The organism is Bradyrhizobium sp., assembly GCF_016213215.1.
Lineage (GTDB): Bacteria > Pseudomonadota > Alphaproteobacteria > Rhizobiales > Xanthobacteraceae > Bradyrhizobium.
Map to the genome: position 1 here is coordinate 35778 of NZ_JACRAW010000135.1, position 24150 is coordinate 59927.

Annotated in this window: 23 protein-coding genes and 1 tRNA gene; 15 read left to right on the plus strand and 9 right to left on the minus strand. The window is 65.2% G+C overall.

The window, feature by feature from the left end; genetic code table 11:
- Positions 1-33 precede the first annotated feature (33 nt).
- Positions 34-873, minus strand: coding sequence for a helix-turn-helix transcriptional regulator (locus HY852_RS22305; RefSeq protein WP_291607058.1), 840 nt, complete (start codon positions 871-873; stop codon positions 34-36).
- Between the two features lie 9 nt (positions 874-882).
- Positions 883-1464, minus strand: coding sequence for a methylated-DNA--[protein]-cysteine S-methyltransferase (locus HY852_RS22310; protein WP_291607059.1), 582 nt, complete (start codon positions 1462-1464; stop codon positions 883-885).
- Positions 1465-1614: 150 nt separating this feature from the next.
- Here HY852_RS22310 and HY852_RS22315 point away from each other — a divergent pair.
- The 3 genes from HY852_RS22315 to ipdC all read left to right on the plus strand — a co-directional run bounded on the left by HY852_RS22315 (position 1615) and on the right by ipdC (position 4023).
- Positions 1615-1688 (plus strand) — tRNA-Gly (locus tag HY852_RS22315).
- Between the two features lie 28 nt (positions 1689-1716).
- Positions 1717-2310, plus strand: coding sequence for a hypothetical protein (locus tag HY852_RS22320; RefSeq protein WP_291607060.1), 594 nt, complete (start codon positions 1717-1719; stop codon positions 2308-2310).
- A 75-nt stretch (positions 2311-2385) separates the two neighbouring features.
- Positions 2386-4023: an indolepyruvate/phenylpyruvate decarboxylase gene (gene ipdC / locus HY852_RS22325; protein ID WP_291607061.1), complete on the plus strand. Its 1638-nt coding sequence runs from the start codon at positions 2386-2388 to the stop codon at positions 4021-4023.
- 14 nt (positions 4024-4037) lie between these two features.
- Here the strand turns inward: ipdC and HY852_RS22330 are convergent, their stop codons facing one another.
- Complete coding sequence (locus tag HY852_RS22330) at positions 4038-4565, minus strand: DUF1003 domain-containing protein (protein ID WP_291607062.1); 528 nt, start codon at positions 4563-4565, stop codon at positions 4038-4040.
- A 428-nt stretch (positions 4566-4993) separates the two neighbouring features.
- On the opposite strand from HY852_RS22330, the gene HY852_RS22335 reads away from it, so the two are divergent.
- The 6 genes from HY852_RS22335 to HY852_RS22360 all read left to right on the plus strand — a co-directional run bounded on the left by HY852_RS22335 (position 4994) and on the right by HY852_RS22360 (position 10374).
- Positions 4994-5464 carry a hypothetical protein gene (locus HY852_RS22335; protein WP_291607099.1) on the plus strand — a complete coding sequence of 157 codons (471 nt, stop codon included), beginning with the start codon at positions 4994-4996 and terminating at the stop codon, positions 5462-5464.
- 150 nt (positions 5465-5614) lie between these two features.
- Positions 5615-5809 (plus strand): hypothetical protein, encoded by a 195-nt coding sequence (locus tag HY852_RS22340; protein WP_291607102.1) that lies wholly within the window; start codon positions 5615-5617, stop codon positions 5807-5809.
- A gap of 18 nt (positions 5810-5827) precedes the next feature.
- Positions 5828-6415, plus strand: a complete 588-nt coding sequence (locus tag HY852_RS22345; protein WP_291607063.1) for an SCO family protein — start codon at positions 5828-5830, stop codon at positions 6413-6415.
- An 86-nt stretch (positions 6416-6501) separates the two neighbouring features.
- Positions 6502-7413, plus strand: a complete 912-nt coding sequence (locus HY852_RS22350) for a transporter substrate-binding domain-containing protein (protein WP_291607064.1) — start codon at positions 6502-6504, stop codon at positions 7411-7413.
- A gap of 162 nt (positions 7414-7575) precedes the next feature.
- Positions 7576-9219, plus strand: a complete 1644-nt coding sequence (locus HY852_RS22355; protein ID WP_291607065.1) for a lysine--tRNA ligase — start codon at positions 7576-7578, stop codon at positions 9217-9219.
- 369 nt (positions 9220-9588) lie between these two features.
- Positions 9589-10374 carry a class II aldolase/adducin family protein gene (locus tag HY852_RS22360; RefSeq protein ID WP_291607066.1) on the plus strand — a complete coding sequence of 262 codons (786 nt, stop codon included), beginning with the start codon at positions 9589-9591 and terminating at the stop codon, positions 10372-10374.
- 138 nt (positions 10375-10512) lie between these two features.
- Here HY852_RS22360 and HY852_RS22365 read toward each other — a convergent pair whose 3' ends face one another.
- On the minus strand, positions 10513-11142 hold the full coding sequence (locus HY852_RS22365) for a helix-turn-helix transcriptional regulator (protein WP_291607067.1): 630 nt from the start codon (positions 11140-11142) through the stop codon (positions 10513-10515).
- Between the two features lie 208 nt (positions 11143-11350).
- Here HY852_RS22365 and HY852_RS22370 point away from each other — a divergent pair, with 208 nt between their 5' ends.
- The gene (locus HY852_RS22370; RefSeq protein WP_291607068.1) at positions 11351-11695 is read left to right on the plus strand and encodes a DUF952 domain-containing protein; all 345 of its coding nucleotides are present in this window, start codon (positions 11351-11353) and stop codon (positions 11693-11695) included.
- A complete protein-coding gene (locus HY852_RS22375) occupies positions 11692-12786 on the plus strand; it encodes a quinone-dependent dihydroorotate dehydrogenase (RefSeq protein WP_291607069.1) in 1095 nt (364 codons plus the stop codon). Before HY852_RS22370 ends, HY852_RS22375 begins: the two co-directional genes overlap by 4 nt.
- A gap of 67 nt (positions 12787-12853) precedes the next feature.
- Here HY852_RS22375 and HY852_RS22380 read toward each other — a convergent pair whose 3' ends face one another.
- From HY852_RS22380 to HY852_RS22400, 5 genes are all read right to left on the minus strand, one after another.
- Complete coding sequence (locus tag HY852_RS22380; protein ID WP_291607100.1) at positions 12854-14122, minus strand: MATE family efflux transporter; 1269 nt, start codon at positions 14120-14122, stop codon at positions 12854-12856.
- A gap of 85 nt (positions 14123-14207) precedes the next feature.
- Positions 14208-14942, minus strand: a complete 735-nt coding sequence (locus HY852_RS22385) for an MBL fold metallo-hydrolase (protein WP_291607071.1) — start codon at positions 14940-14942, stop codon at positions 14208-14210.
- Positions 14943-14957: 15 nt separating this feature from the next.
- On the minus strand, positions 14958-15260 hold the full coding sequence (locus tag HY852_RS22390) for a DUF6460 domain-containing protein (RefSeq protein ID WP_291607072.1): 303 nt from the start codon (positions 15258-15260) through the stop codon (positions 14958-14960).
- A gap of 75 nt (positions 15261-15335) precedes the next feature.
- Positions 15336-17186, minus strand: coding sequence for a cisplatin damage response ATP-dependent DNA ligase (locus tag HY852_RS22395; RefSeq protein ID WP_291607073.1), 1851 nt, complete (start codon positions 17184-17186; stop codon positions 15336-15338).
- Positions 17183-18223, minus strand: a complete 1041-nt coding sequence (locus HY852_RS22400) for a ligase-associated DNA damage response exonuclease (protein WP_291607074.1) — start codon at positions 18221-18223, stop codon at positions 17183-17185. Before HY852_RS22400 ends, HY852_RS22395 begins: the two co-directional genes overlap by 4 nt.
- 126 nt (positions 18224-18349) lie before the next feature.
- Here HY852_RS22400 and HY852_RS22405 point away from each other — a divergent pair, with 126 nt between their 5' ends.
- The 4 genes from HY852_RS22405 to pdeM all read left to right on the plus strand — a co-directional run bounded on the left by HY852_RS22405 (position 18350) and on the right by pdeM (position 24132).
- Complete coding sequence (locus HY852_RS22405; RefSeq protein WP_291607075.1) at positions 18350-19276, plus strand: methyltransferase domain-containing protein; 927 nt, start codon at positions 18350-18352, stop codon at positions 19274-19276.
- A gap of 136 nt (positions 19277-19412) precedes the next feature.
- Positions 19413-20642, plus strand: coding sequence for an ABC transporter substrate-binding protein (locus HY852_RS22410; protein ID WP_291607076.1), 1230 nt, complete (start codon positions 19413-19415; stop codon positions 20640-20642).
- 109 nt (positions 20643-20751) lie between these two features.
- The gene (locus HY852_RS22415) at positions 20752-23418 is read left to right on the plus strand and encodes a ligase-associated DNA damage response DEXH box helicase (protein WP_291607077.1); all 2667 of its coding nucleotides are present in this window, start codon (positions 20752-20754) and stop codon (positions 23416-23418) included.
- Between the two features lie 42 nt (positions 23419-23460).
- Entirely contained in the window at positions 23461-24132 is a 672-nt protein-coding gene (pdeM, locus tag HY852_RS22420; RefSeq protein ID WP_291607078.1) for a ligase-associated DNA damage response endonuclease PdeM, read from the plus strand.
- Positions 24133-24150 lie beyond the last annotated feature (18 nt).

Genomic DNA, 24150 nt, shown 5'->3' on the forward strand with positions numbered 1-24150 from the left:
CTTGTTCGAGGCGCCGTCCGGAGGCGAAGCTAGTCAGTTGAGGGCCAGCCGTTCTTGGAAAATCTTGCGCATGCCGCGCGAAGCCTGGCGGAATTTGTTGGGCGATACGCCGGCGGCGCGATGGAAGGTACGGACGAAATTGGACAGGTCGCCGAAACCGACCTCATAGGCAATTTCGGTCACTGCAATGTGGTCGTCGGCAAGCAGCCGCGCGGCGTGTCGCAGTCGCGAGCGCACCACATATTGGTGCGGCGTGACCCCGAGCACGGTCGAAAACAGCCGCAGGAAATGGAACGGGCTCAGGCCGGCCTGCATCGCGGCGGCTTCAAGATCGATATCGTCGTGGGAATTGGCATCGATCCACAGCGCGGTTTCCACCGCCCGGCGGCGGTCCCTCGCGCTGGCGGCAACCGTCTTGCGCGAGTTGCCGGAGACCACCTCGACCAAGCGGCTGGCGAAGATCTGGCCGATTTCGTCGAGGCCGATGTCGCTGTTGCCATCTGCTGCCGCCTGACCGAGTTCACCCAGCACCATCAGTTCCGGCAGTGGCGGCGTGGCGCCCACCCGCCAGATTGCAGCCTCATCGCCGATCTGCTCCACCAGCTCGGGGCTGAGTGAGAACGACAGGCACTCGTCGCCGCAGACGTGCTCGTGGGTGCAGACATAGTCGTCGCCGGGATGGCCGATTAGAACCGATCCCGTGACCAGCTCGAAGAAACGGCCGCGGCAATGGCATCCGAAGCTGCCCTTGCGCACATAGGACATCGAGTGGCTTTGGTGCTGCTCCACGAACGGCGTATCGCCGGGACCCGCGCTGCAGCGGAACTCGGCGACGGCGACGTGTTTGTTCTGCAACAGGGTCTTTGACTGCATCCAGCAAATCTAGTTATGCGGGCGCGGCGGGGCAACGGGCAACAGGGCGTCGAACAGGGTCCTGCTGCTCGCACTGGGATGGGCGCCCTCGATCGACAGCAGGCGGCGCTTTGAGATGACGCCGCCATAGGGCGAGATCCCGTCGGCATATTTACCGGTATCGAGCACGCGGTGGCAGGGCACGACGATCATGAAGGGATTCTTGGCGATCGCCTGTGCCACCGAATGCATGGCCCCGGTGGGACGCATCTGCGCGGCGAGCTCGTCATAGCTACGGGTTTCGCCGCGCGGGATTGCTCGTGCGACTTCATAGACCCGCTGGCTGAAACGTGGGATGCCGTCCACATCGAGCACGACGCCGCAAAGGTCGCTGTTGCCGCCCTGGAGCAGCGCCACGATGCCGTCGATGGCCATTTCCGCATTCAGCGTCGGCCGCTGTTCGCGCGCCTCGGGGTGAAGCTGGAAGATGCGGCGCCTGGTATCGATCTCGCGCGCCTCCGGCAGTTGCACGCCGACGATGCCGGCGTCGCTCCAGACGATGCCGCAACGGCCGACTGCCGTATCGAATACCGTGTACCCACGCCCACCCATGACGCCGACCCCGCCCGGCCGGTATCATAACATTGTCACAATCGGCCGCACCTGGATTCTTTGCGTTCGGTTAAAGAGGTGCGGGACCTGTGCAAAGCCGCTTGGCGGCAGGCGCGGTCTCGGCTAATCAATAAAGGCGAAATCGCTCTTGCGGGCGTAGTTCAATGGCAGAACGGCAGCTTCCCAAGCTGCATACGAGGGTTCGATTCCCTTCGCCCGCTCCAAAACCCGCGCCGGCAGGAGAAGCGAACCTTGGCTGAGTCGATCGCTTCCGCCGAAACTCGCAACCGCCTGCTGAAGGTCACGGCGGGCGGGCTGGTGAGCGGCATTGCGACGCCGCTGATGGTGCCGCTGATCGACAGCATCAACGGCTTTCCCCGCGATATCAGGCTCGCGCTGCTGGCGGTGCCTTTCGCGATCTTCGTGTTCTTTCTGGTGCGACGGTTCGGTGCAAACCGGCTCTGGGTGGCGCTCGCCGCAGGCCTTATCACCATGTTCGCGTTCGTCTGCGCAGTGAATGCCGCGGTCTGGGTGGACGGACTGGCCGGCAGCGTCCCCAAATTCGTGCGTAACGTTCTGTCGGGGCTCGCCGGCGGCTTTGCGGGCACGACCGTCATGGCCCTGGGCTTTCGCCTGCTGTCGGCCGGTCCGCGCGACCCGTCGGCGTGGGTTCCGATGGTGATCACCGGCACCATTGCCGGCGCGTTGTTCGCGGTCGACAACGCGCTCAACCTCGATAAGACCTCGATTCTGTTTCCAGTCTGGCAGGCGGGCGTTGCCGTCGCACTGGTCGGGGCGCTGCTTAGCCGTCCCGGGGCGTCAAAATCGGCCATCGACGCAGCCTAGTCCAACGAGGCGTCCAACAAACGGTGCTATGAAGGCGCTTTGAACGGCCGGCGGACCAGATCTCTAGGATTGCAAATGCCCACGCTTGCGACAGCCCTGCTCGAGGCCCTCAAAGATCACGGCGCGCGCGAGATCTTCGGCATTCCCGGCGATTTCGTGCTGCCCTTCTTCAAGGTCATCGAGGAAAGCAACATCCTGCCGAACTTCACCTTGAGCCACGAGCCTGCCGTCGGCTTTGCGGCCGATGCCGCCGCCCGGTATCACGGCGGTCTCGGCGTTGCCGTCGTCACCTATGGCGCCGGCGCGTTCAACGTCGTGAACGCGATCGCCGGGGCCTATGCCGAGCGCTCGCCCGTGGTGGTCATCGCGGGCGCGCCTGGGGCGCGTGAGCGCACGAGCGGCTTTCTGCTGCATCACCAGGCGCGCACCGTCGATACGCAGCTTGCCGTCTTCAAGGAGATCACCTGCGATCAGGCCGTGCTGAGCGACCCCGCCACGGCGCCCGCGCAGATCGCGCGCGTGCTGCGCAGTGCGAAGGAGATGTCGCTGCCGGTCTATATCGAGTTTCCACGCGACATGGTGGCCGCGCAGGTCGAGGAAGTGGTGCCGCTGCCTCGCCGCGAGGCGGATCCCGACGCGCTCGCCGAATGCGCGGGGGAGATCCTGGCGCGCCTTGCGGCGTCCGCCTCGCCCGTCCTGGTTGTCGACGTGGAAATCCGCCGCTACGGCGTCGAGGCGCAGATTGCGGCGCTGGCGCGCAAGCTGAACCTTCCGGTCGTGACCACCTTCATGGGACGAGGTCTGTTGGAGAGTGCTGGCGACGTCGTCGCCGGCACGTATCTGGGCGCCGCCGGCGACCCCGGGATCACGCACCTGGTCGAGGAATCCGATCTCGTGCTGATGTTCGGGGTAATCCTGTCCGACACCAACTTCGCCCTGTCCAACCGCGCGCCGGATCATCGGCGCACCATCATGGCGTCGAGCCGCGAAGTGCAGATCGGCCATCACGTCTATCGCGACATGCCACTGGCCGACCTGATCGGTGCGCTGGAGAAGAGGGCAAGCCCTCATGCCTCTCGGCAGGCCCAGGCGAGGCACAGGCCTAACTATCCGCGCGGCATGCTGGCCGACGATCGCCCGATTGCGCCGTCCGATGTTGCGAGCGCGATCAACGATATGTTCGACCGTCATGGCAAGATGCCGATGACGGCCGATATCGGCGACTGCCTGTTCACGGCGATGGAGATCGACAACACCGCGCTGGCGGCGCCCGGCTATTACGCCGGCATGGGCTTCGGCGTTCCCGCCGGCGTCGGGGTTGCGGCGACGGGCCTGCGGCCGTTGATCCTGGTCGGCGACGGCGCCTTCCAGATGACGGGCTGGGAGATCGGCAATTGCCGCCGCTACGGCCTCGATCCGATCGTCGTCCTGTTCAACAATTGCAGCTGGGAGATGCTGCGCGTGTTCCAGCCGGAATCGCGCTTCAACAATCTCGATGACTGGCACTTTGCCGATATCGCCAAATCGATCGGCGGCGTCGGCGAGCGCGTGACCACCCGGCGCGAGCTCGCAGCCGCACTCGACCGCGCGGTGGCGCGTCGCGGCCAGTTCTCGCTGATCGAGGTGATGCTGCCGCGCGGCAGCACCTCCGACACGCTGGCCCGGTTCGTGTCCGGCTTCAAATCCGCGCGCGAGCGCGCTGCGACGGTCTAGCTTTTCAACCGCTACTAGCGCTCCGTGGCCTCGATCTCGTCCAGTACGCGCTCGGGGGCGATATCGCGCGCTGCTTCACGCAGCTCTGTTTCGGATTCCGGCTCGATACCGAGCCTGGCAGCGATCTGGTCGAGGACGGCGGCGACCTTGGTGAGCTCGTGCTCGGTGAGCAGGCTGATCTGCAGGTCGAGATCGGCACGCTTGTCGGCTTCAGCGACCATGCGGTTCTGCGAGATCAAGACGAAGGTGGAGAGGAAGATCGCCTCCACCGAAGCCACCATGGCGAGTACGACGAAGCTCTCGTCCCACGCCGGTACACCGGGCACCCAGTGGAGATTGGCGAGGATCCAGAAGCCGAAGAGCGCGAGGTGCAGGTAGACAAACGGCATGCTGCCGGCAAACGTGGTGATGGCGTCGGCGAGCTTCTGCTGCGCGGTTGCGGCGAGTTCCTCGCGCCGCCGCCGCTCAACCAATGCGCGGATGTTGCGTTCGAGGATCGGGCTTAACCCTTCGCGGGACTCATAGGTCAGGCTCTTCGGCATGCATCGGCAACGGTCAATCTCTCTGCTGGTTCCAGCGTAAGGGTCACGGGCGTAGCCGTTTGGCTCACCGATCAGCCTGAAGCGTGAAATCGGGAAGGCGCTCCTGCACGTCCGGCGATCCGCGCTCCGATGCCGCGTGTCCATCGCCGCTCATCGGCTGATCGCCGCAATCGGGCATCCAGCGCGCAGGGTTCGAGCCGTCGGTACGTACAGCTCCGCGGCCAAGGGCGCCGCTGCCTGTTTACAGGGCGTTAACTTGTTCCACTTCGGGACCCGGGTGCCTGGGTGCAGCGTGCTTGCAACAGTTGATTTGAATTTGTTTTGAACGGCGCACGCCGCCTAGACAAAACCTTGAACTCGACAGACCCTAGCCCCGTGCCTTGCATCACCTTGAGACAATCAGATTCGGTTTGGACTGGGGCTGGGACATGAAATTACTGACGGGGTTCCTCGCGGCCGTTCTATTGCTTGCGGGGGTGGGGGCCAGCCAGGCGGTCGTCCGTATCGCGGACGACCGCGGCGGCCGCATCGGAACCTACGTCGACAAGTATCAGGATCTGCGCAATTCCGGTGAAACGGTCATCATCGACGGCCTGTGCGCCTCGGCCTGTACCATCGTCCTCGGCGCCATCCCGCATGACAGGATTTGCGTGACCTCGCATGCCATGCTGGGCTTCCATGCCGCCTGGGATTTTGGCGCCAACGGCCGGGCGGTCACCAATCCCGAAGCGACGCAGATGCTGTACCTGATGTATCCGAAACCGGTGCGGCGCTGGATCTCCCAACGCGGCGGGCTCACCCACCAAATGATCTTCTTGCGCGGCAAGGCACTGCAGGCCCTGTACAGGCCCTGCTACCTTGACGCGCAAGCCTCGGCCAACAGGCCGGCCGGGCGCTAAGGGGCGAAATTCGTCAGCACGACGTGATCGTTAGCCTGCCTGCGGCGCTTGCCGGCCGGCCGGCTAAGGCCTATTTGAGGGGCACGGAACCAGTTGCGGCCGGAGCACGGCTTCTGCACTCCGCCCGCTCATCGCATCCCGATTACCGCCATGGCCCAACCGCTGTCGACACCGCATCAGATGCCCGCCAGAACGGAACGGGGGCGCAAGTCCTTCCCGCTGGCAGCCCTGGTCGCCGGCGCTGTTGCTGCCCTGGCGCTGCTCGGGGCGCTGTTGCTGTGGTTTCACTACGGGGCAACGGTGTTCTTCGAAACTATCGCTGCCGGCATTTCCGCCTGCTTCTAAGCCGGGATTTCCTCAAAGATGAATCGTAACACCCGCTTCCTGGTGATTGCCGCGTCCTTCGGCGCAAGCCTGGTCGCGGGATTGCTGTTGATGCTGTGGGCCATGGGCATGCAGAACGTCGCCCCACCAGTCGCGATCGGTGGGCCGTTCCAGCTCACCGACCAGAACGGCCAGGTCGTCACCGAAAAGAACCTGAAGGGCAGGCCGACCCTGATTTTCTTCGGCTACACTCATTGCCCGGACGTCTGCCCGACCGCGTTATTCGAGATCTCCGAAGTGATGCGGGCCATGGGCGGCGATGCCGACCGCGTCAACGCCTATTTCGTGTCCGTCGACCCCGACCGCGACACGCCGGCGGTGATGAAGGACTATCTGTCGAGCTTCGACCCGCATCTGAAAGGACTGAGCGGCGATCAGGCGGCGGTGGCAAAGGTACTCAGCAGCTACCGGGTCTATGCCAGGAAGGTGCCGGGGAAGGACGGCGACTACACCATGGACCACACCGCGCTGATCTATCTGATGGACCGCGACGGCAGGTTCGTCGCGCCCTTCAGCCTGAAACGCTCGGCGGAGGAAGCAGCGGCCGATCTGAAACGGTATCTCTGACGCCTCGGCGGCCAGACGGCACTCGCCTTGTCGACCGGATGGTCTATAACGCAGTCCGATCTGACGAAACTCAGCCTCCCCCGCACATGACCCTGTCGCAACAGAGAAGACCGGTCTCGTACAAGCGCCGCTTCCTCGCGGCGTTGGCGGCCGGTGCCTGGCTTGTGACGGCTGCGTCCGGCGCCACGGCGCAGACTTCCGCCAAACAGGGCAGCAAGCCTGTACTTGCCGCGCCCCAGGCGGTCCCCGGTTTCTGGGATCCGCGGCGGCGGCCCGATCGGCCCGATCTGTCGCGCATCGCGGTGATCCGCTTTCTGACCGAGACCGACTACCCGCCCTTCAATTTCACCGGACCCGATGGCAATCCGGCCGGCTTCAACATCGATCTCGCGCGCGCGCTGTGCGAGGAGATCAAGGTGACCTGCACGATCCAGATGCGCCGGTTCGAAACGCTGCTCGATGCGCTTTCTTCCAATCGCGGCGACGCCATCATCGCCTCGATGGCGGTGACGCCTCCGCTTCGCTCCCGCGTCGATTTCAGCGATCCCTATTACCGCGCGCCGGCGCGGTTCGTCTCGCGGCGCGATGCGGTCATGACAGAGATCCGCCCCGAGTATCTCGAGGGCAAGAAGATCGGCGTCATCGCGGGCACCGCGCATGAGGCCTACCTGAAGGCGATGTTCACCGACGCCGAACTGCATTCCTATCCCAATGACGATGCCTCGCGCCTGGCGCTGCGGCGGGGCGAGGTCGATCTCATTTTCGGCGATGCCATCTCGCTGGCGTTCTGGATCAACGGCACCGATTCCGCCGATTGCTGTGCCTTCTCGGGCGGCCCGTTCGTGGAGAGCCGCTATTTCGGCGAGGGTATCGGCATTGCCGTGCGCAAGGGCAATGACCTGTTGCGGCAGGCGTTGAACTGGGCCCTATTCCGAGTCTGGGAAAAGGGCGCCTATACCGACCTGTGGCTGCGCTACTTCTCGGTGAGCCCGTTCTAACCAGTAAGCGTCATTCCGGGCCGCGCGCAGCGCGGACCCGGAATCTCGAGATTATGGCGCGAGATTCCGGGCTCGATGCGTTCGCATCGCCCCGGAATGACGAGGAACTCATTTTTTGCATTTTGGCCGGAAATGGCTAATTTCCGCGCCCCGGAGGCCCTGATGTCCACGATCGATCTTGCCGCTAGCCCGAGCGAAATGCGCGCGCTCGCCGAACAATCCAACGCCTGGCCGTTCGAGCAGGCGAAACAGATTGTCGCGCGGCTGAAGAAGAAACCGAAGGACGAGGTGCTGTTCGAGACCGGCTACGGCCCGTCCGGCCTGCCGCATATCGGCACGTTCGGCGAGGTCGCGCGCACCACCATGGTGCGCCACGCCTTCCGTGTCCTGACCGAAGACAAGATCAAGACGCGGCTGCTGGCCTTCTCCGACGACATGGATGGCCTCCGCAAGGTGCCGGACAACGTGCCCAACAAGGAGATGTTGGCGTCGCATCTCGGCAAGCCGCTGAGCCGCATTCCGGATCCGTTCTCGAACGAGTTTCCGTCGTTCGGCGCGCACAACAATGCGCGGCTGCGGGCGTTCCTCGACACGTTCGGCTTCGACTACGAATTCGCCAGCTCGACCGACTACTACACCTCGGGAAGGTTTGACGCCGCGCTGCTGCGCGTGCTGGAGCGCTTAGAGGCGGTAATGGCGATCATGCTGCCGAGCCTGCGCGAGGAGCGGGCGGCGACCTATTCGCCGTTCCTGCCGATCTGCCCGCGCACCGGCGTGGTGCTGCAGGTGACGATCGCCAGCCATGACGTCAAGGCCGGCACGGTCTCCTATGACGATCCCGAGACCGGGGAGCGCGTCACCGTTCCCGTGACCGGCGGGCATTGCAAGCTGCAGTGGAAGCCGGACTGGGCGATGCGCTGGGTTGCGCTCGGCGTCGATTACGAGATGGCCGGCAAGGACCTCATCGACTCGGTCAAGCTGTCGGGCAAGATCTGCGCCGCGCTCGGCGGCACGCCGCCGGAAGGCTTCAACTACGAGCTCTTCCTGGACGAGAAGGGCCAGAAGATCTCGAAGTCGAAAGGCAACGGTCTCACCATCGACGAATGGCTGCGCTACGCTCCGCCGGAGTCGCTGTCGCTGTTCATGTATCGCGAGCCCAAGGCGGCCAAGCGGCTCTATTTCGACGTCATCCCGCGCCATGTCGACGAGTACCAGCAGTTCCTGGAAGCGTTTCCGAGGCAGGACGGCAAGCAGCAGCTCGGCAACCCGGTCTGGCATATTCACGGCGGCCGCCCGCCCAAGGCCGACATGCCGGTCACCTTCCAGTTGCTCCTGACGCTGGTGTCGTCCTCGAATGCGGAGAATGCCGAGACGCTGTGGGGCTTCATCGCCCGCTATCGGCCCGGCGTGTCGCCGAAGACGCATCCGAAGCTCGACGCAATGGTCGGCTATGCCATCAACTACTATCGCGACTTCGTGGCGCCGACGAAGAAATTCCGCGAGCCGACCGAGAGCGAGCGCGCGGCGCTGCAGGACCTGCGCGATGCGCTGTCGCAATTGCCGCAGGAAGCCTCGGCCGAAGAGATCCAGAACGTGGTCTACGAGATCGGCCGGCGCGAGCCGTTCCTGGATCCGGTGAAGAAGGGCAAGGACGGCCGGCCCGGCGTTACGCTCGACTGGTTCAACATGCTCTACCAGGTGCTCCTCGGCCAGGAGAAGGGCCCGCGCTTCGGCTCCTTCGTCGCGGTCTACGGCCTTGCCAACGCGTTGAACATGATCGACGGCGCGCTGGCGCGCTCGGCGTAGCTCATCCAAGCTGTCGTCCCGGGCAAGCGAGCTCCTGGCAACGCGAAGCGTTGTCCAGCTCGAGCGCGACCCGGGAACCATGGCCACAGGAGACTGTGGTTGAAGCGCTGGAGCCGCCATCCTTCTCCAGCCACGAAGGCCCGTTCGCGGGGAGGACACCGAAGTTGTCGGAATGATTCGGTGGACCGGCAAACCCTCACCGTGCCCCCGGGTTCTTGTTCCGGAACCGCCGGTCGACACGCAAATGGAAATGGGAGATCTGCGGCAACTACAACCAGCGCGACGGAAAGTGCGCTAAACTGCCTGGACAAAAAGGCGGACCTTTCGCCGAGAAGGCGTCAGCCGAGCCGGAACAACAGGGAGGATGCCATGCAGTTCAGCGTTTCGCCGAAGACCCTCCGCGACAGCTTGAGCGCCGGGCAATGGCAGGCCCGTGTCGATCTCGCCGCCGCCCATCGTTTGGCTTACCTGCACGGCTTCAGCGAGGGCATTTTCAATCATTTGACCTTGGTGGTGCCGGGCCGCAGCGACCGGTACTACCAAATTCCATTCGGCATGCACTGGTCGGAGGTGACGGCGTCGTCCTTCATGGAGGTCGGCATCGATGACGGTGAGGTCAAGAGCGGCGAGGGCGACGTCGAGCGCTCGTGCTATTGCATCCATGCGCCGATCCACAAGGCGCTGCCGCAGGCCAAGGCCGTGTTCCACACCCACATGCCCTTTGCGAGCGCACTGACGCGACTAGAAGATCCCCGCATCAAGGAGATCGGCCAGACTGAGGTCGGTCTTTCCGGCGCCATCGCGTATGACGACGAGTACACCGGTCCGGCGGTCGATCCCGCCGAAGGCGCGCGGCTGGCGCGCGTGATCGGCGACAAGACCGTGCTGTTCATGGCCAATCACGGCATCTCCACCGTCGGCGCGACCGTGGCCGAGGCCTATGACAAGCTCTATTACGTCGAGCGCGCCGCGCAGGTGCAGATCTATGCCATGTGGACCGGGCAGAAGCTGAAGCAGCTGCCGGCGCCGGTCGTGGAGAAGACCCGGCGCGACTACATGGACGATCATCTCTACAAGGGCCCCAGCCCGGCACAGCGCCACTTCGATGCCTTGAAGCGTATTCTCGATCGCGACGAGCCGGACTACGCGACATAGCCGGCATGAGGAGGTCTTTCGCGTCAGCTCGAACGCAGCACGTAGCGGCGATTGCCTTTCTGCACCGGCCGTGCATTCACCGAATGAGGTTTTGCGCATGCGGCCGGACGGCTGGTGCTGACTTCAATCGGCAGGGCGTCACTGGCTCGCCCAGATGATCCGCGCGATCCAGGCAACCTCGGCGGCAGCGAGCGTCCGTTCGGCACGCACCGGATTGAGCGGCTGCAGCTCGATCGTCCTCGCCGTGCGGCGCTTGAATTGCTTGACCATCACTTCGCCCGTCCTGGTCTTGACCACGACGCGGTCGCCGCGCCGGATCGCCGTGCCGGGCGAGACGACAATGATGTCGCCGTCGCGATAGGCCGGATGCATCGAATCGCCGGAAATCTCGAGTGCGTACACACGTCCGTCCTCGGCCCACGGCAGGACGACTTCATTCCAGCCCTTGCCTGAGGGAAATCCGAGCTCGTCGAAATAGCCGCCGTTGGCCGCCAGCCCGAAGCCGATCAGCGGTACCGAAGCCTCACCTTGTGTTGCGCCGTCGCCGATCAGCTCCACGAACAGGTCGAGCGAGCTGCCGGTAGCGGTGAGCGCCTTGGCGATCGACTCCGTGGAGGGCCAGCGCGCGCGGCCGTCCGGCGTGATGCGCTTGGACTTGTTGAAGGTGGTGGGATCCAGCCCGGCGCGCCGGGCGAGGCCGGAGGGCGACAATCCGGCGCGCGCGGCAAGCCGATCCAGCGCACCCCAGACCTGGTCGTTGGTGAGCATTCCCGGCGCCCTGGCATGCCTGATCATCGCGATCCGGCCTATCGCAGCTTCGGAATATCCGCCTCAATCAATCGTTTTTCCCAATCCGGTGCAAGAGCCGTCAGGCAAGTCTTGAGTTCGGCGGATGTGGCCGATACGGTCGCCCGGGCAGCCGGCCCTTCGGCAAGAATACCAGCAGACTCAAGCGGCAATCAGGACCCCGGAACAGGTGGTGAAAGTCTACAAAATCTGTCCGGCCCCGGCCTGGCGGGAGGCCGAGCGGGAGGGCGTATACCGCGGCAGCGCCGAGGACGCCCGCGACGGCTTCATCCACCTCTCGGCCGCCTCCCAGGTCGCCGAAACGGCGCGGAAGCACTTTTTTGCCCAGCGCGCCCTGTTCCTGATCGAAATCGACGGCGACGCGCTGGGAGATGCGCTGCGCTGGGAGCGTTCGCGCAACGAGCAGTTGTTTCCGCATCTCTATGGCGAGCTCGATCTCGGCGCCGTCATCTCGGTCCAGAGCCTCAATATGCGCTCGGATAGCTGCCACGACATACCGGAGCTTGCTCCGTGATCCGCGCCTTCGACGTTCTCTCGCTGCCTGTTCTGCGCTGGCTCGATCCGGAAGATGCGCACCGCCTCGCTGTTCAGGGTCTGCGTCTGCTGCCGCCGCTGCGACTGCGGCCCGATGATCCGAAGCTCGCGGTCCGGGCGTTCGGGCTGAACTTCCCCAATCCGATCGGCATGGCCGCCGGGTTCGACAAGAATGGAGAGGTTCCAGACGCGCTGTTGCGGCTCGGCTTCGGCTACGTCGAGATCGGCTCGGTGACGCCGCGGCCGCAAGGCGGCAATCCGCGGCCGCGATTGTTTCGCCTCGAGCGCGATCAAGGCATCATCAACCGCATGGGCTTCAACAATGACGGCGCGGACGTCGTGCTGAAGCGGCTTGCCGCACGGGCCCATCACGGCGGCATCGTCGGCGTCAATGTCGGAGCCAACAAGGATTCGCCCGACCGCGTCGCCGACTACGTGAAGCTGATCGAAACCTTCGCGCCGGTCGCGAGCTATTTCACCGTGAACATCTCCTCGCCGAACACGCCCGGCCTGCGCAATCTGCAGCAGGCGGAGCTGCTCGACGATCTGCTCGCCAAGGTGATCGACGCGCGCGAGCGCGTGCGCGCCAAGGCCGGCGACTCGCCGGTATTGCTGAAGATCGCGCCCGACCTCAGCCTCGCCGAGCTCGACGAGGTCGTGCACGTCGCCCGCTCGCGCCGGGTGGACGGCATGATCGTGGCCAATACGACGCTGGCGCGGCCTTCCAGCCTGCGCGAGCAGGCAAAGGCGAAAGAGCAGGGCGGTCTGTCGGGCCGGCCGCTGTTCCGACTGTCCACGCGCATGGTCGCCGAGACCTATGTCCGCGTCGAAGGCGCATTTCCGCTGATCGGGGTCGGCGGCATCGATACCGGCGGCGCGGCGCTGACCAAGATCCGCGCCGGCGCCAGCCTGATCCAGCTCTATTCCTCGCTGGTCTACAAGGGGCTCGGTCTGGTCGACGATATCAAGCGCGACCTCACGTCCACGCTGCTGCGCACAGGGCGCGACTCGCTGTCCGAAATCGTCGGCGCCGACGCCGCGACGATCACGGCCGAGGACTGGCCGGTTTAGGTTCTCCCTCGCCCCGCTTGCGGGGCGAGGTGAACGAATTTCGCCAATAGACTGATTTGACCAAAAATCATCGCGCTTTGGGGGCGAAGGAAGCCTCGAACAGCGCCGGATAGCGCAGTCCCTGCAGGCCGCCGCGGGCGACATAGAAGGCGAGCATCGCCGCCCACAGTCCGGCATTGTCGAGCGTGCGCAGCGCGAGCCACACGGCAAGGAATATCAGCAGCGAGAGCAGCATCAGGTTGCGCATGTCGCGCGCCCAGGTCGCGCCGATATAGATGCCGTCGAAGCCGAAGGCGAACACGCCGGGCAGCGGCGCCAGGATGACGAACAGGAGATAGTCGCGGGCGCTGAGGCGGACGGCTTCGCTCGTCGTCATGACGTCGATCAGCGCCGAGCCGGACAGGGCGAAGACGAGGGCGACCGCAATCGCAAAGGCGATGCCCCAGAGCACGATCAGCCGCACCGCGTCGGCAAAGCCACGCCGGTCGCGCGCGCCGAAAGTTCGACCGCAGAGTTGTTGGGCGGCGTTGGCAAAACCGTCGAGGATGAAGGCGCTGACCAGAAGGAAGTTGTTGAGCACGGCGTTGGCAGCTAACGTCACGTCGCCGGCGCGGGCGCCTTGCGCCGTGAAGATCATGAACACGGTGATCATCGCCGCGGTGCGGATCATGATGTCGCGGTTGACCGCGAACATGCGCGTGAGCTTGGCGCGGTCGAACAGGACGGCGCGGGGAACCGCGAGCCCGTCCGGCGACAGACGGCGCGCGATGGCAACGCCGAGCGCGAAACCGGCCGCTTCGGCAACCACGGCCGCAATCGCCGTGCCGGCGATTCCGGCCTCGAACACCAGCACCAGCAGCATGGTGCCCGCGATGTTGATCAGGTTGACGGCGATCTGCAGGATCAGCGCCGAGGTTGCGCGCGCCTGCCCGATCAGCCAGCCGAGCACGACATAATTCGCCAGCACCACGGGGGCCGACCAGATCCTGATGACAAAATAGGTCCGGGCGGCCTGTGTGACGTCCTCGCTGCCGCCCATCGCGCCGAGGATGGCCGCGGCAAGCGGCATCTGCAGCGCGATCAGCCCGGCGCCGATGACGGCCGCAAGGATGAAGCCGCGTACCAGGTTCGCGCCTATTTCCCGCGTCTCTCCCGCCCCGAGTGATTGCGCGGTAAAGGCGAGCGTGCTCCCGCGCAGGAACGCGAACAGCCAGAACATGCAGTCGAAGATCAGCGAGGCCATCGCCACCCCGCCGAGCAGTGCAGCGTCGCCGAGTCGGCCGATTGCGGTGGTCGAGACGACGCCGATCAGCGGCGTGGTCAGGTTTGCGACCATCGCGGGACCGGCGATGGCGAACACCTGCGCGCTCGTGATCTTCGCAAGATGTAGCGGACGCAATTCCACGTGCCCCGGCGCCCTCTCAGACTTCGACCACCATGCCGTCTTGTGCGGCACTGTGGTTCAGCGTGTCGAGTCGGGAAAGCATCTCTTCGCCCATATGGGTCAGGATCAGGCGTTTGGGCTTGATCTCGCCGAGGTGCTTTTCGAGCGCGGAAAGACTGAGGTGGTTCTTCACCGCCCTGTCATAGGTATAGGCCTCGGCGACGAACAGGTCGGCATCGCGCGCCAGCGGGATCAGCGTCTCCGTCCACTCCGTATCGCCGGTGTAGGCGATCACGCGTTCTTCCGCCTCGACGCGGTAGCCCAGAAAGGGACCTCCGGATTCGCCGTGCACGACCGGGTAGGGCGTGACGTCGACGCCACTGAGGCTTCGCGTCCGTTGCGGTTCGAGCGCAACCACGGAGATATCGAAGCTTTGCTTCGTTTGGGAGGAATTCTCGAACAAGGCTTCCATCAGCTGCGTCAGCCTTGCCTCGATGCCTTGCGGGCCGGCGATGACGAGCGGGCGGGTGCGCCGGGTGAATTGCGCATCGAGCAGGAGGAAAGGCAGGCCGGCGAAATGATCGCCGTGAAAATGGGTGATCAGGACGAGATCGATCCCGTGGCGATCGATGCCGAGCCGCTTCATCGCCGGCAGCGACGAGGCGCCGCAGTCGATCAGGAAGTTGACGGCCGCGCCCGTGACGTGAAAGCAGGTGTTGCACCTGCCGCCCGAGCCGAACGCGTCCCCGCAGCCGATAAATCGCAATTGCATCGGCTGCTGCTCCGGTTAGCGGCCGCGCGGCGTGTTGAACAGGCGCGTCAGGAACCAGACCGGGATTACGATCACCGCGCCCAGCAGGAAATAGCGCCACAGCCAGTTGATGGCGTCGAAACCGAGATCCCAAAGCCGCTGGAACAGGAGCTGGATGCTCCGGAGGATATTCCACGGATCGAAGCCGATGGCCGCCAGCACCACGCCGAGCAGTATCGACAGCAGAATCAGCCGAAACGCCACCGACAGCGGGGAGCCGCCGAGGAAGCGGTAAAGGCCGTCATGGCCTGCCGGCAAGTCTCTGACGTCGTTGGCCATAACTCGTCTCCTCGCGGGAATCGTCCCGCCCATTATAAGTCAGCGCAGGGCACATGGGGAACCCGGCAGGCCCCGTCAATGGCTGCCGGTCGCGGCGGCAACCTCAATAGTTGGCGGGGTCGTCTCGTTCTTGAGCATTTTTTCCAGCGTATCAAGCCGGTCGGCCTCGCGCGGCGGCTTGTCCCAGCGCAGCCGGTTGATGCGGGGAAAGCGCATCGCCACCCCGGATTTGTGCCGCGAGGAACGCTGCAATCCCTCAAAGGCGACTTCCAGTACCAGTCCCCGGTCGGCTTCGTGCACGACCTCGCGGACCGGGCCGAACTTCTCGACCGTGTTGCGGCGAACGAAACGATCGATCTGCAACAGCTCCTCGTCGGTGAAGCCGAAATAAGCCTTGCCGACCGGCACCAGTTGTTCGCCGCCTTCGCCTGACGTCCACACTCCGAACGTGTAATCGGAATAGTAGGACGAGCGCTTGCCATGGCCGCGCTGCGCATACATCAGGACGGCATCGATGACGTGCGGGTCGCGCTTCCACTTCCACCATTGGCCCTTCGGCCGGCCGGGCAGATAGGCCGCGTCGCGCCGCTTGAGCATCACGCCTTCGACCGCCTCCGCATCCTCGCCCGCGCCGGCACTCGCGGGGTGCGCGCGAGCCGCCTGCAGCGCCTCCCAGCTCTCGAACGGGATGGTCGGCGACATATCGATGCGGGGATCGTCGAGCTTTCGGATGAAAGCCTCGAGATGCGTGCGGCGTTCGGCAAAGGGCAGTTCGCGCAAATCGTTTTCGTCGTCGCCGAGCAGGTCATAGGCGCGCAGATGGATGGGATAGTCATGGATCAATTTCGGCGAGACAACTTTGCGGTTGAGCCGCTGCTGCAGCACGTTGAAGCTCTGGACGCGGCCGCCGCGCACAACCAGCAGTTCGCCGTCGATGGCGCCCGGCAGCCGCAGCGACGGCAACAGATCCGGAAAGCTCCTCGTGATGTCCTCGCCGCTACGCGAATAGAGTCGCGCCACGAGGTGCCCGCGCGCATCGCGGCCGGCGACCGCCTGCACGCGGATGCCGTCCCATTTCCATTCGGCGATGTAGTCGGTAGGATCAAGGCCGGAGAAATCGGTGTGCTCAATGGCGTGCGCCAGCATCACCGGGCGGAACGGCGCGGGATCTCGGTTGACCGGCTTGTCGGCGCGACCCTCCAGCCAGGCGAACAGATCGAGATACGGCGGCGCGACCCCCGGCCACAACAGTTCAATCTCGTGCGGGTCCTTGTCTCCGAGGGCGGCGGCGGCCGTCTTGGCAAGGCGGGCCGAAACGCCGATGCGCATGGCGCCGGTGACGAGCTTGAGCAGTGCCCAGCGGCCGGTCTCGTCGAGTTCGTCGAGCCAGCGCTCGAGCTGTCTGGGCAGTTCGGTCTTTCCGAGCGTACGCAGCGTGGTGACGACCTCGCTAAGAGTTGGCGGCGGCGGATCGTCACGACCGATTTGCGCTGCAGCAGCATGCTCCGCTGCACCTCTCCCGCTTGCGGGGGAGGTCGGATCGCGCGGCAGCGCATTGGCGCTGACGGGCGATCCGGGTGGGGGCTTTCTCTCGGCGGTCTCGCCTGCGGCTTGCCCCCACCCCAACCCTCCCCCGTAAGCGGGGGAGGGAGAAGATCTCGGCCACATCAGCGCCACCGTTTCGGAGAGGTCGCCGACATAGTCGTACGACAATCCGAACAGCACCGGATCGGTGCGCGCCGCGATCAGTTCGCGGATCAGCGACGGCTTGGCGTGCTTGAACGACAGCGCGCCGGTAAGCGCAGCGAGCGCATAGCCGCGATCGGGATCCGCGACCTCGCGGAAATAGCCGGTGATCAGCCTGAGCTTGTTGTTGCGTCCCGGCTCATAGGCGAGGCGATCGAGCAGCTCGGCAAAGCGGTTCATGCCTCCGCCTCCCCAACTGGCAGTGGCGTCTCGCTTTCCTCCTCATCGCCATAGCCGACGAGATCGAGCGGCCGCGCCTTGAGGCCTTTGGTCTTGCACCAATGCACCAGCGCATCTTCCTGGCCGTGGGTGACCCAGACCTCGCCGGCGCCGGTGGCCGCGATGGTCGCCGTGAGTCCGTCCCAGTCGGCATGGTCGGAAATGACCAGCGGCAGTTCGACGCCGCGTTGTCGGGCGCGGGCGCGCACCCGCATCCAGCCCGACGCAAAGGCCGTGACCGGATCGGGAAAGCGGCGCGTCCACAGATCCGCGGTCGCGGAAGGCGGCGCCAGCGTGATGGTGCCGGCAAGTTCGGCCTTCTTCATGCCGCGCACGGGCCTGACGTCGCCGAGCTTGACGCCGCGGCTCTCGTAGTAGCGGGTGATCGTCTCCATCGCGCCATGCAGGTAGATCGGAGCGTCGTAACCGGCCTCGCGCAGAAGCGCGATCACGCGCTGCGCCTTGCCAAGCGAATAGGCGCCGACCAGGTGCGCGCGCTCCGGAAACAGCGCGATCGAAGAGAGAAGCTTTCTCACCTCGTCGGCCGCGCGGCCGTGGCAAAACACCGGCAGGCCGAAGGTCGCCTCGGTGATGAAGACGTTGCAGGGCACGAGTTCGAACGGCGTGCAGGTCGGATCGACCGCGTCCTTGTAGTCGCCGGACGCGACGATGCACATGTCCTTGCAGGAGACCGCGATCTGGGCCGAGCCCAGCACGTGGCCGGCGGGATGGAGCTTGATCGTGACGTCGCCGAGGCGAATCTCTTCGCCATAGCGCACCGCCTGCGTAGAGCCCGCGAAATCATCCCCATAGCGCAGCCGCATGATATCGAGTGTTTCCTGGGTGGCCAGCACGGCGCCATGGCCGGCCCGGGCGTGGTCGGAGTGGCCATGCGTGATGACCGCGCGCTCGACCGGCCGTACCGGGTCGATGTGAAAGCCGCCCGTCTTGCAGCACAGGCCGGCGGCAGTTGGCAGCAGGATGTCTTGCGGACGCATTCTCGCTATATAGGTGCCCTTGCGCCGATGTTTACCTCTCATACGCGGGCTTGACCCACGCGCGCATCTTCCAGGAAAATCTGGATTGCCGGGTCAGGCCCGGCGATGACGAGTATTGGTTCCGCGATGCCCCCCCGCCTGTTCCTGTCCTCCGGCGATCTGGTTGCCGACCGCCGTTTTGAATTTGCGCGCGATTTGCAGCTCAAGGGCGATCTTGCCGCCGCAGCCGAGCTGCTGGAGCAGGCGATCGAGCTGGCGCCGAATTTCGTTTCGGCCTGGTTTACGCTCGGCGAAATCCGCGAAAAGCTCGGCCAGCGCGAGGCGGCGATTGCAGCCTTTCGTTCGGCGCGGGCCGACGACCCCGAGGATCGTCATGGCGCCAGCCTGCATTTGATGCGGCTTGGCGCCGAACAGGTGTCGGCCATGCCGGAGGCCTATGTGCAGGTGCTGTTCGATCAATACGCGCCGCGGTTCGAGTCCGCTCTGGTCGGCGATCTCGGCTATCGAGGCCCGGCACTTCTGTTGAAGGCGGTGCTGTGGGTTCGCGCCGTTGCCAGGAAGCCCGCTCTCTTCAAGCGCGCCATCGATCTCGGATGTGGCACGGGGCTCGCTGCCGCAGCCTTCGCCAGGAATGTCGACCGGTTCCTTGGCATCGACCTGTCGCCGCGCATGATCGAGAAGGCGCGCTCAACGGGACTGTATGCCGAGCTCGAGGTCGGCGACATGTTGAAGGGGCTGCGCAGCAAGCCAGATGCAAGCGCCGAACTCATCCTCGCGGCCGACGCGATGGTCTACGTCGCGGATCTCATGCCTGTGCTGGCGGAGGCCAAACGTGTGCTGGTCTCCGGCGGCGTTCTCGCGTTCACGACCGAAACCCATGATGGGGAAGGTGTCATCATCGGCGAGGGGCTGCGCTACGCGCACAGCGCGGACTATGTGCGCGCGTCGGTTGAGGCGGCTGGACTGAACTTGTCCCAGCTCGAGGACCGCTCCGCGCGGAATGAGGAAAACGTCCCGGCGCCCGGTCTGGTCGCGGTCGCGACAAAGACTTGAGTTTACACGCTGCGATTTCCGTCTCACGGAAATGTGGCCGCTTCATTAGCGGCATTGCGCCGCGCATCTCGCGGTTCGCTATTGCCGAGCCCTTGGGAATGTAGATCATTGCGCCACCCAAGGAGAAACCAAGACAATGAACAAGAAACAGACGAGGCGCGACTTCTGCGCCACCGCGCTTGCCACCGTCGCAGCTACCACCATCCCCGCGCCGTACGTCTGGGCGGCCGAGAAGAAGTACGATCCGGGCGCGAGCGACACCGAAATCAGAATCGGGCAGACCGTGCCCCATAGCGGTCCCGGCTCGCTCTATGGCGTGCTGGGGCGGGTGGGCGAAGCCTATTTCCAGATGCTGAACGAAAAGGGCGGCATCAACGGGCGCAAGGTCAAGTTCTTCACCATGGATGACGCCTACAGCGCGCCGAAATGCGTGGAAGCGACGCGGCGCCTGGTGGAGCAGGAAGAAGTGCTGGCGCTGTACGGCTCGCTTGGGACCGCGCCGCAGACTGCCGTGCACAAATATCTCAACTCAAAGGGCGTGCCGCAGCTTCTGCTCAACACCGGCGCCTCCAAGTGGAACGATCCGAAGAACAACAAATGGACCATGGCGGGCCTGCCGCTCTATCCCACCGAAGCGCGGATCCTCGCCAAGCACGTCGTCGCCGTGAAGCCGAACGCCAAGGTCGGTATCCTCTACCAGAACGACGATTTCGGTCGTGACTTCCTCGGGCCCTTCAAGAAGGTGCTGGAGCAGGCCGGCGGCACGGCGAAAGTCATCATGGAGCAGACCTATGATCTGACCGATCCGACCATCGACTCCCAGCTGATCAATCTCTCCAAGTCGGGCGCCGACGTGTTCTATAACATCTCGACCGGCAAGGCCTCGTCGCAGTCGATCCGCAAGGTGGCCGAACTCGGCTGGAAGCCGCTGCAGCTGTTGTCGGCCGGCTCAACCGGCCGCTCGATCCTCAATGCGGCGGGATTTGAGAATGCGGCCGGCATCGTCGCCATCCGCTACGCCAAGGAGGTTGGCGTCCCGCGCTGGGAGAAGGATGCCGACGTGATGGCGTTCGAGGCCTTGCGCAAGAAGTACCTGCCCAACGTCGACCCGGACAACACCATCGCGTTTGCCGGCTACGGCCAGGTCGCGACCATGGCCGAGATCCTGCGCCGCTGTGGCGACGATCTCACCCGCGCCAATGTGTTGAAGCAGGCGACCACGCTCGCCGGCTTCCACTCGCCTTACTTCCTGGACGGCGTCACCTACAGCTACACGCCGGACGATTATACGCCGATGAAGACGCTCTACATCTCGACCTTCAACGGCAAGGATTGGGACATTTCCGAGAAGCCGGTGACGGAGTAACGCACCCTCGATCTCCCTCTCCCCGGTCGGGGAGAGGGAGACTTCCGTCGGACGGGAGAAGCGACCGCCACCCTCGACGAAGACCTCGCCACGGCTTACCTGTTGAGCCGTGCCGCCCCGTGTCGTTACCGCCTCGGCCGAACCGGCCGCCCCGCTGCCCGAGCGCTTCCAGCAATGGTTTGCCGCACGCGGCTGGTCGCCGCGCGCGCATCAATTGGCGCTGCTCGAAAAAGCGCGCAGCGATCGCTCGGCGCTCCTGATCGCCCCCACCGGCGCCGGCAAGACGCTGGCCGGTTTCCTGCCGACACTGGTGGAGTTGTCCTCGCCCAGACCAGCGCGCCCGGCCCATGCTTCGCCGCGCAGCGGCAGCGAAGACTCCCGCGACCCTCCCCCCTCTAGAGAATCCGAGCAGGCGAGGGGCGGAACGGTCGTAGCGAGTGAAGCCGGGCGCGTTATCTCCACCGGCCGTTCGCTCCAGCGCAGCGGCGGTCTGCACACGCTTTATATTTCGCCGCTCAAAGCGCTCGCGATCGACATCGCGCGCAACCTGGAGCGGCCGATCGCCGAAATGGGCTTGCCGATCAAGGTCGAGACCCGCACCGGAGACACGCCGGTATCGCGCCGGCAGCGGCAGCGCCGTTATCCGCCGGATATCCTCTTGACCACGCCCGAACAGCTCGCACTGCTGCTCGCTTCGGATGACGCGCCCTATCTGTTCTCCGCGCTGAAATGCATCGTGCTCGACGAATTGCATGCGCTGGTGACGTCAAAACGCGGCGACCTGTTGTCGCTGGGCCTGGCGCGGCTGTGGCGGCTGGCGCCAGAGATGCGCGCGATCGGACTGTCGGCGACGGTGGCCGAGCCGGATCAGCTCGCGCGCTTTCTGATGCCGCAGCGTCAGGGCAGGGCGCAGGCCGCCGATATCGTCGTTGCCGGCGGCGCGGCCCCGCCAATCGTGCAGATGCTGGATACGCGCGAGCGCCTGCCCTGGGCCGGCCACAGCGCCCGTCATGCGCTCGGCGAGATCTACGAGCTGATCAGGCAGAACAAGACGACACTCGTCTTCGTCAATACCCGCAGCCAGGCCGAGATGCTGTTCCAGGATCTCTGGCGCATGAACGAGGACGGTCTCGCCATCGCCCTGCATCACGGCTCGCTCGACGTCGCCCAGCGCCGCAAGGTCGAGGACGCGATGGCGGCGGGCAGGCTGCGCGGCGTGGTCTGCACCTCCTCGCTCGACCTCGGCGTCGACTGGGGCGATGTCGATCTCGTCATCAATATCGGCGCGCCGAAGGGCTCCTCGCGCCTGATGCAGCGGATCGGCCGCGCCAACCATCGCCTCGATGAGGCCTCGCGCGCGGTGCTGGTGCCGGCCAACCGCTTCGAGGTGCTGGAATGCCGGGTGGCGATCGACGCCATCGCGGAGAATGCGCAGGATACCCCGCCGCTGCGCACTGGTGCCCTCGACGTGCTGGCGCAGCATGTCCTGGGTTGCGCCTGCGGCAAGCCGTTTCTGGCCGACGAGCTCTATGACGAGGTGCGCACGGCGGCGCCTTATGCGAATTTGGCGCGCGGCGATTTCGATGACGTGGTCGATTTCGTCGCGACCGGCGGCTATGCGCTCAAGACCTATGAGCGCTTCGCCCGCATCAAGCAGGACAATCAGGGCCGCTGGCGCGTCGCCAATCCGCGCGTGCGGCAGAGCTATCGCCTCAATGTCGGCACCATCGTCGAGGAGGCGATGCTGAAAGTGCGGTTGGTGCGCTCGCGCGGCACTGCCTCGGGCTCGACCGGCGCGATCGCGCGCGGCGGCAGGGTGCTGGGCGAAATCGAGGAGGCCTTCATCGAAGGGCTGGTGGTCGGCGACACCTTCGTGTTCAGCGGCGAGATCGTGCGCTACGAGGCCCTTGTTGAAGATCAAGTGTACGTTTCGCGCGCCAACGACAAGGATGCAAAGGTGCCGTCCTACATGGGCGGCAAGTTTCCGCTCTCGACCTATCTGGCCGAGCGCGTGCGCAAGTTGCTCGACGACGGGCGCGAATGGGGCGCGCTGCCGGAGCAGGTGCGCGACTGGCTGTCGCTGCAAAAGGACGTTTCCCGGGTGCCGGCCGTGCGCGAGCTGCTGGTCGAGACCTTCCCTCGCGGGGGCAAGCATCATTTCGTGTGCTATCCCTTCGAGGGGCGGCTCGCGCATCAGACGCTCGGCATGCTGCTAACTCGGCGGCTGGAGCGCGCCCGCGCCCGGCCGCTCGGCTTCGTCGCCAACGAATATGCGCTGGCGGTCTGGAGCCTTGGCGACATGTCGTTGATGATCCGCCAGGGCAGGCTCGATCTCAACGCGCTGTTCGATCCGGACATGCTGGGCGATGATCTCGAAGCGTGGCTTGCCGAGTCGGCGCTGATGAAGCGCACCTTCCGCTACTGCGCGATCATTTCCGGGTTGATCGAACGCCGCTCTATCGATGAGGAGAAAAGCCGCCGCCAGGTGCTGTTCTCCACCGACCTCGTCTACGACGTCCTGCGCAAGCACCAGGCCGACCACGTGCTGTTGCGCGCCGCGCGCGCGGACGCCGCAACCGGCCTTCTCGACCTCAAGCGGCTCGGCGACATGCTGGCGCGCATCAGGGGTCGAATCACCCACAAGGAACTCGACCACGTCTCCCCGCTCGCGGTGCCCGTGATGCTGGAAATCGGCCGCGAGTCGGTTTATGGCGAAGCATCCGACGAACTCCTGGCGGAAGCCGCCGATGAGCTCGTCAAGGAATCGATGGGATAACACGCGACCGCAAGCGCGCCAGTTTCGGGGGACATTCAGAGCATGCGCGCTTCGAGGGTTACCGTTTCGGGCGTGACGTTGATTGCCGATCTGTCCGGTGCGCTGTTCTGGGACGAGCAGGGCCTGCTCGTCGTCTCCGACCTGCATCTGGAAAAGGGCTCGAGCTTCGCCGCGCGGGGCGTGCTGCTGCCGCCCTATGACACCGCCGCGACGCTCGGCCGGCTGGCCGCCGTCATCGCGCGTCACCATCCGCGCGTGGTGATCGCGCTCGGCGACAGTTTCCACGATCGCGCGGCGCATGAGCGGCTGTCGCCCGGGGATCGCGAGGCGGTCGCGACGTTGCAGTCGGGGCGCGACTGGATCTGGATCTCGGGCAATCACGATCCGGCCTTGCCGCGCGACATCGGCGGCACGGTTGCGAGCGAAATTGCAATCGGCCCGGTCACTTTCCGCCATGAGCCGACAGGCGCCGTGGGCGAGATCGCCGGCCACCTGCATCCCAAGGCGCGGGTTTCCACCCGCGGCCGCTCGATGGAGCGTCGCTGCTTCGCCTCTGACGGCTCGCGCGCCGTCATGCCGGCGTTCGGCGCCTATGCCGGGGGCCTGAGCATTCGCGACGCGGCGTTTGCGAAAGTGTTCGGCACGGCCGTCTTCATGGCGCATGTGCTCGGCGATACGCGCCTGCACGCCATTGCGGCCTCGCGCTGCTGCTGAGCGCTGCACTCCGGATGT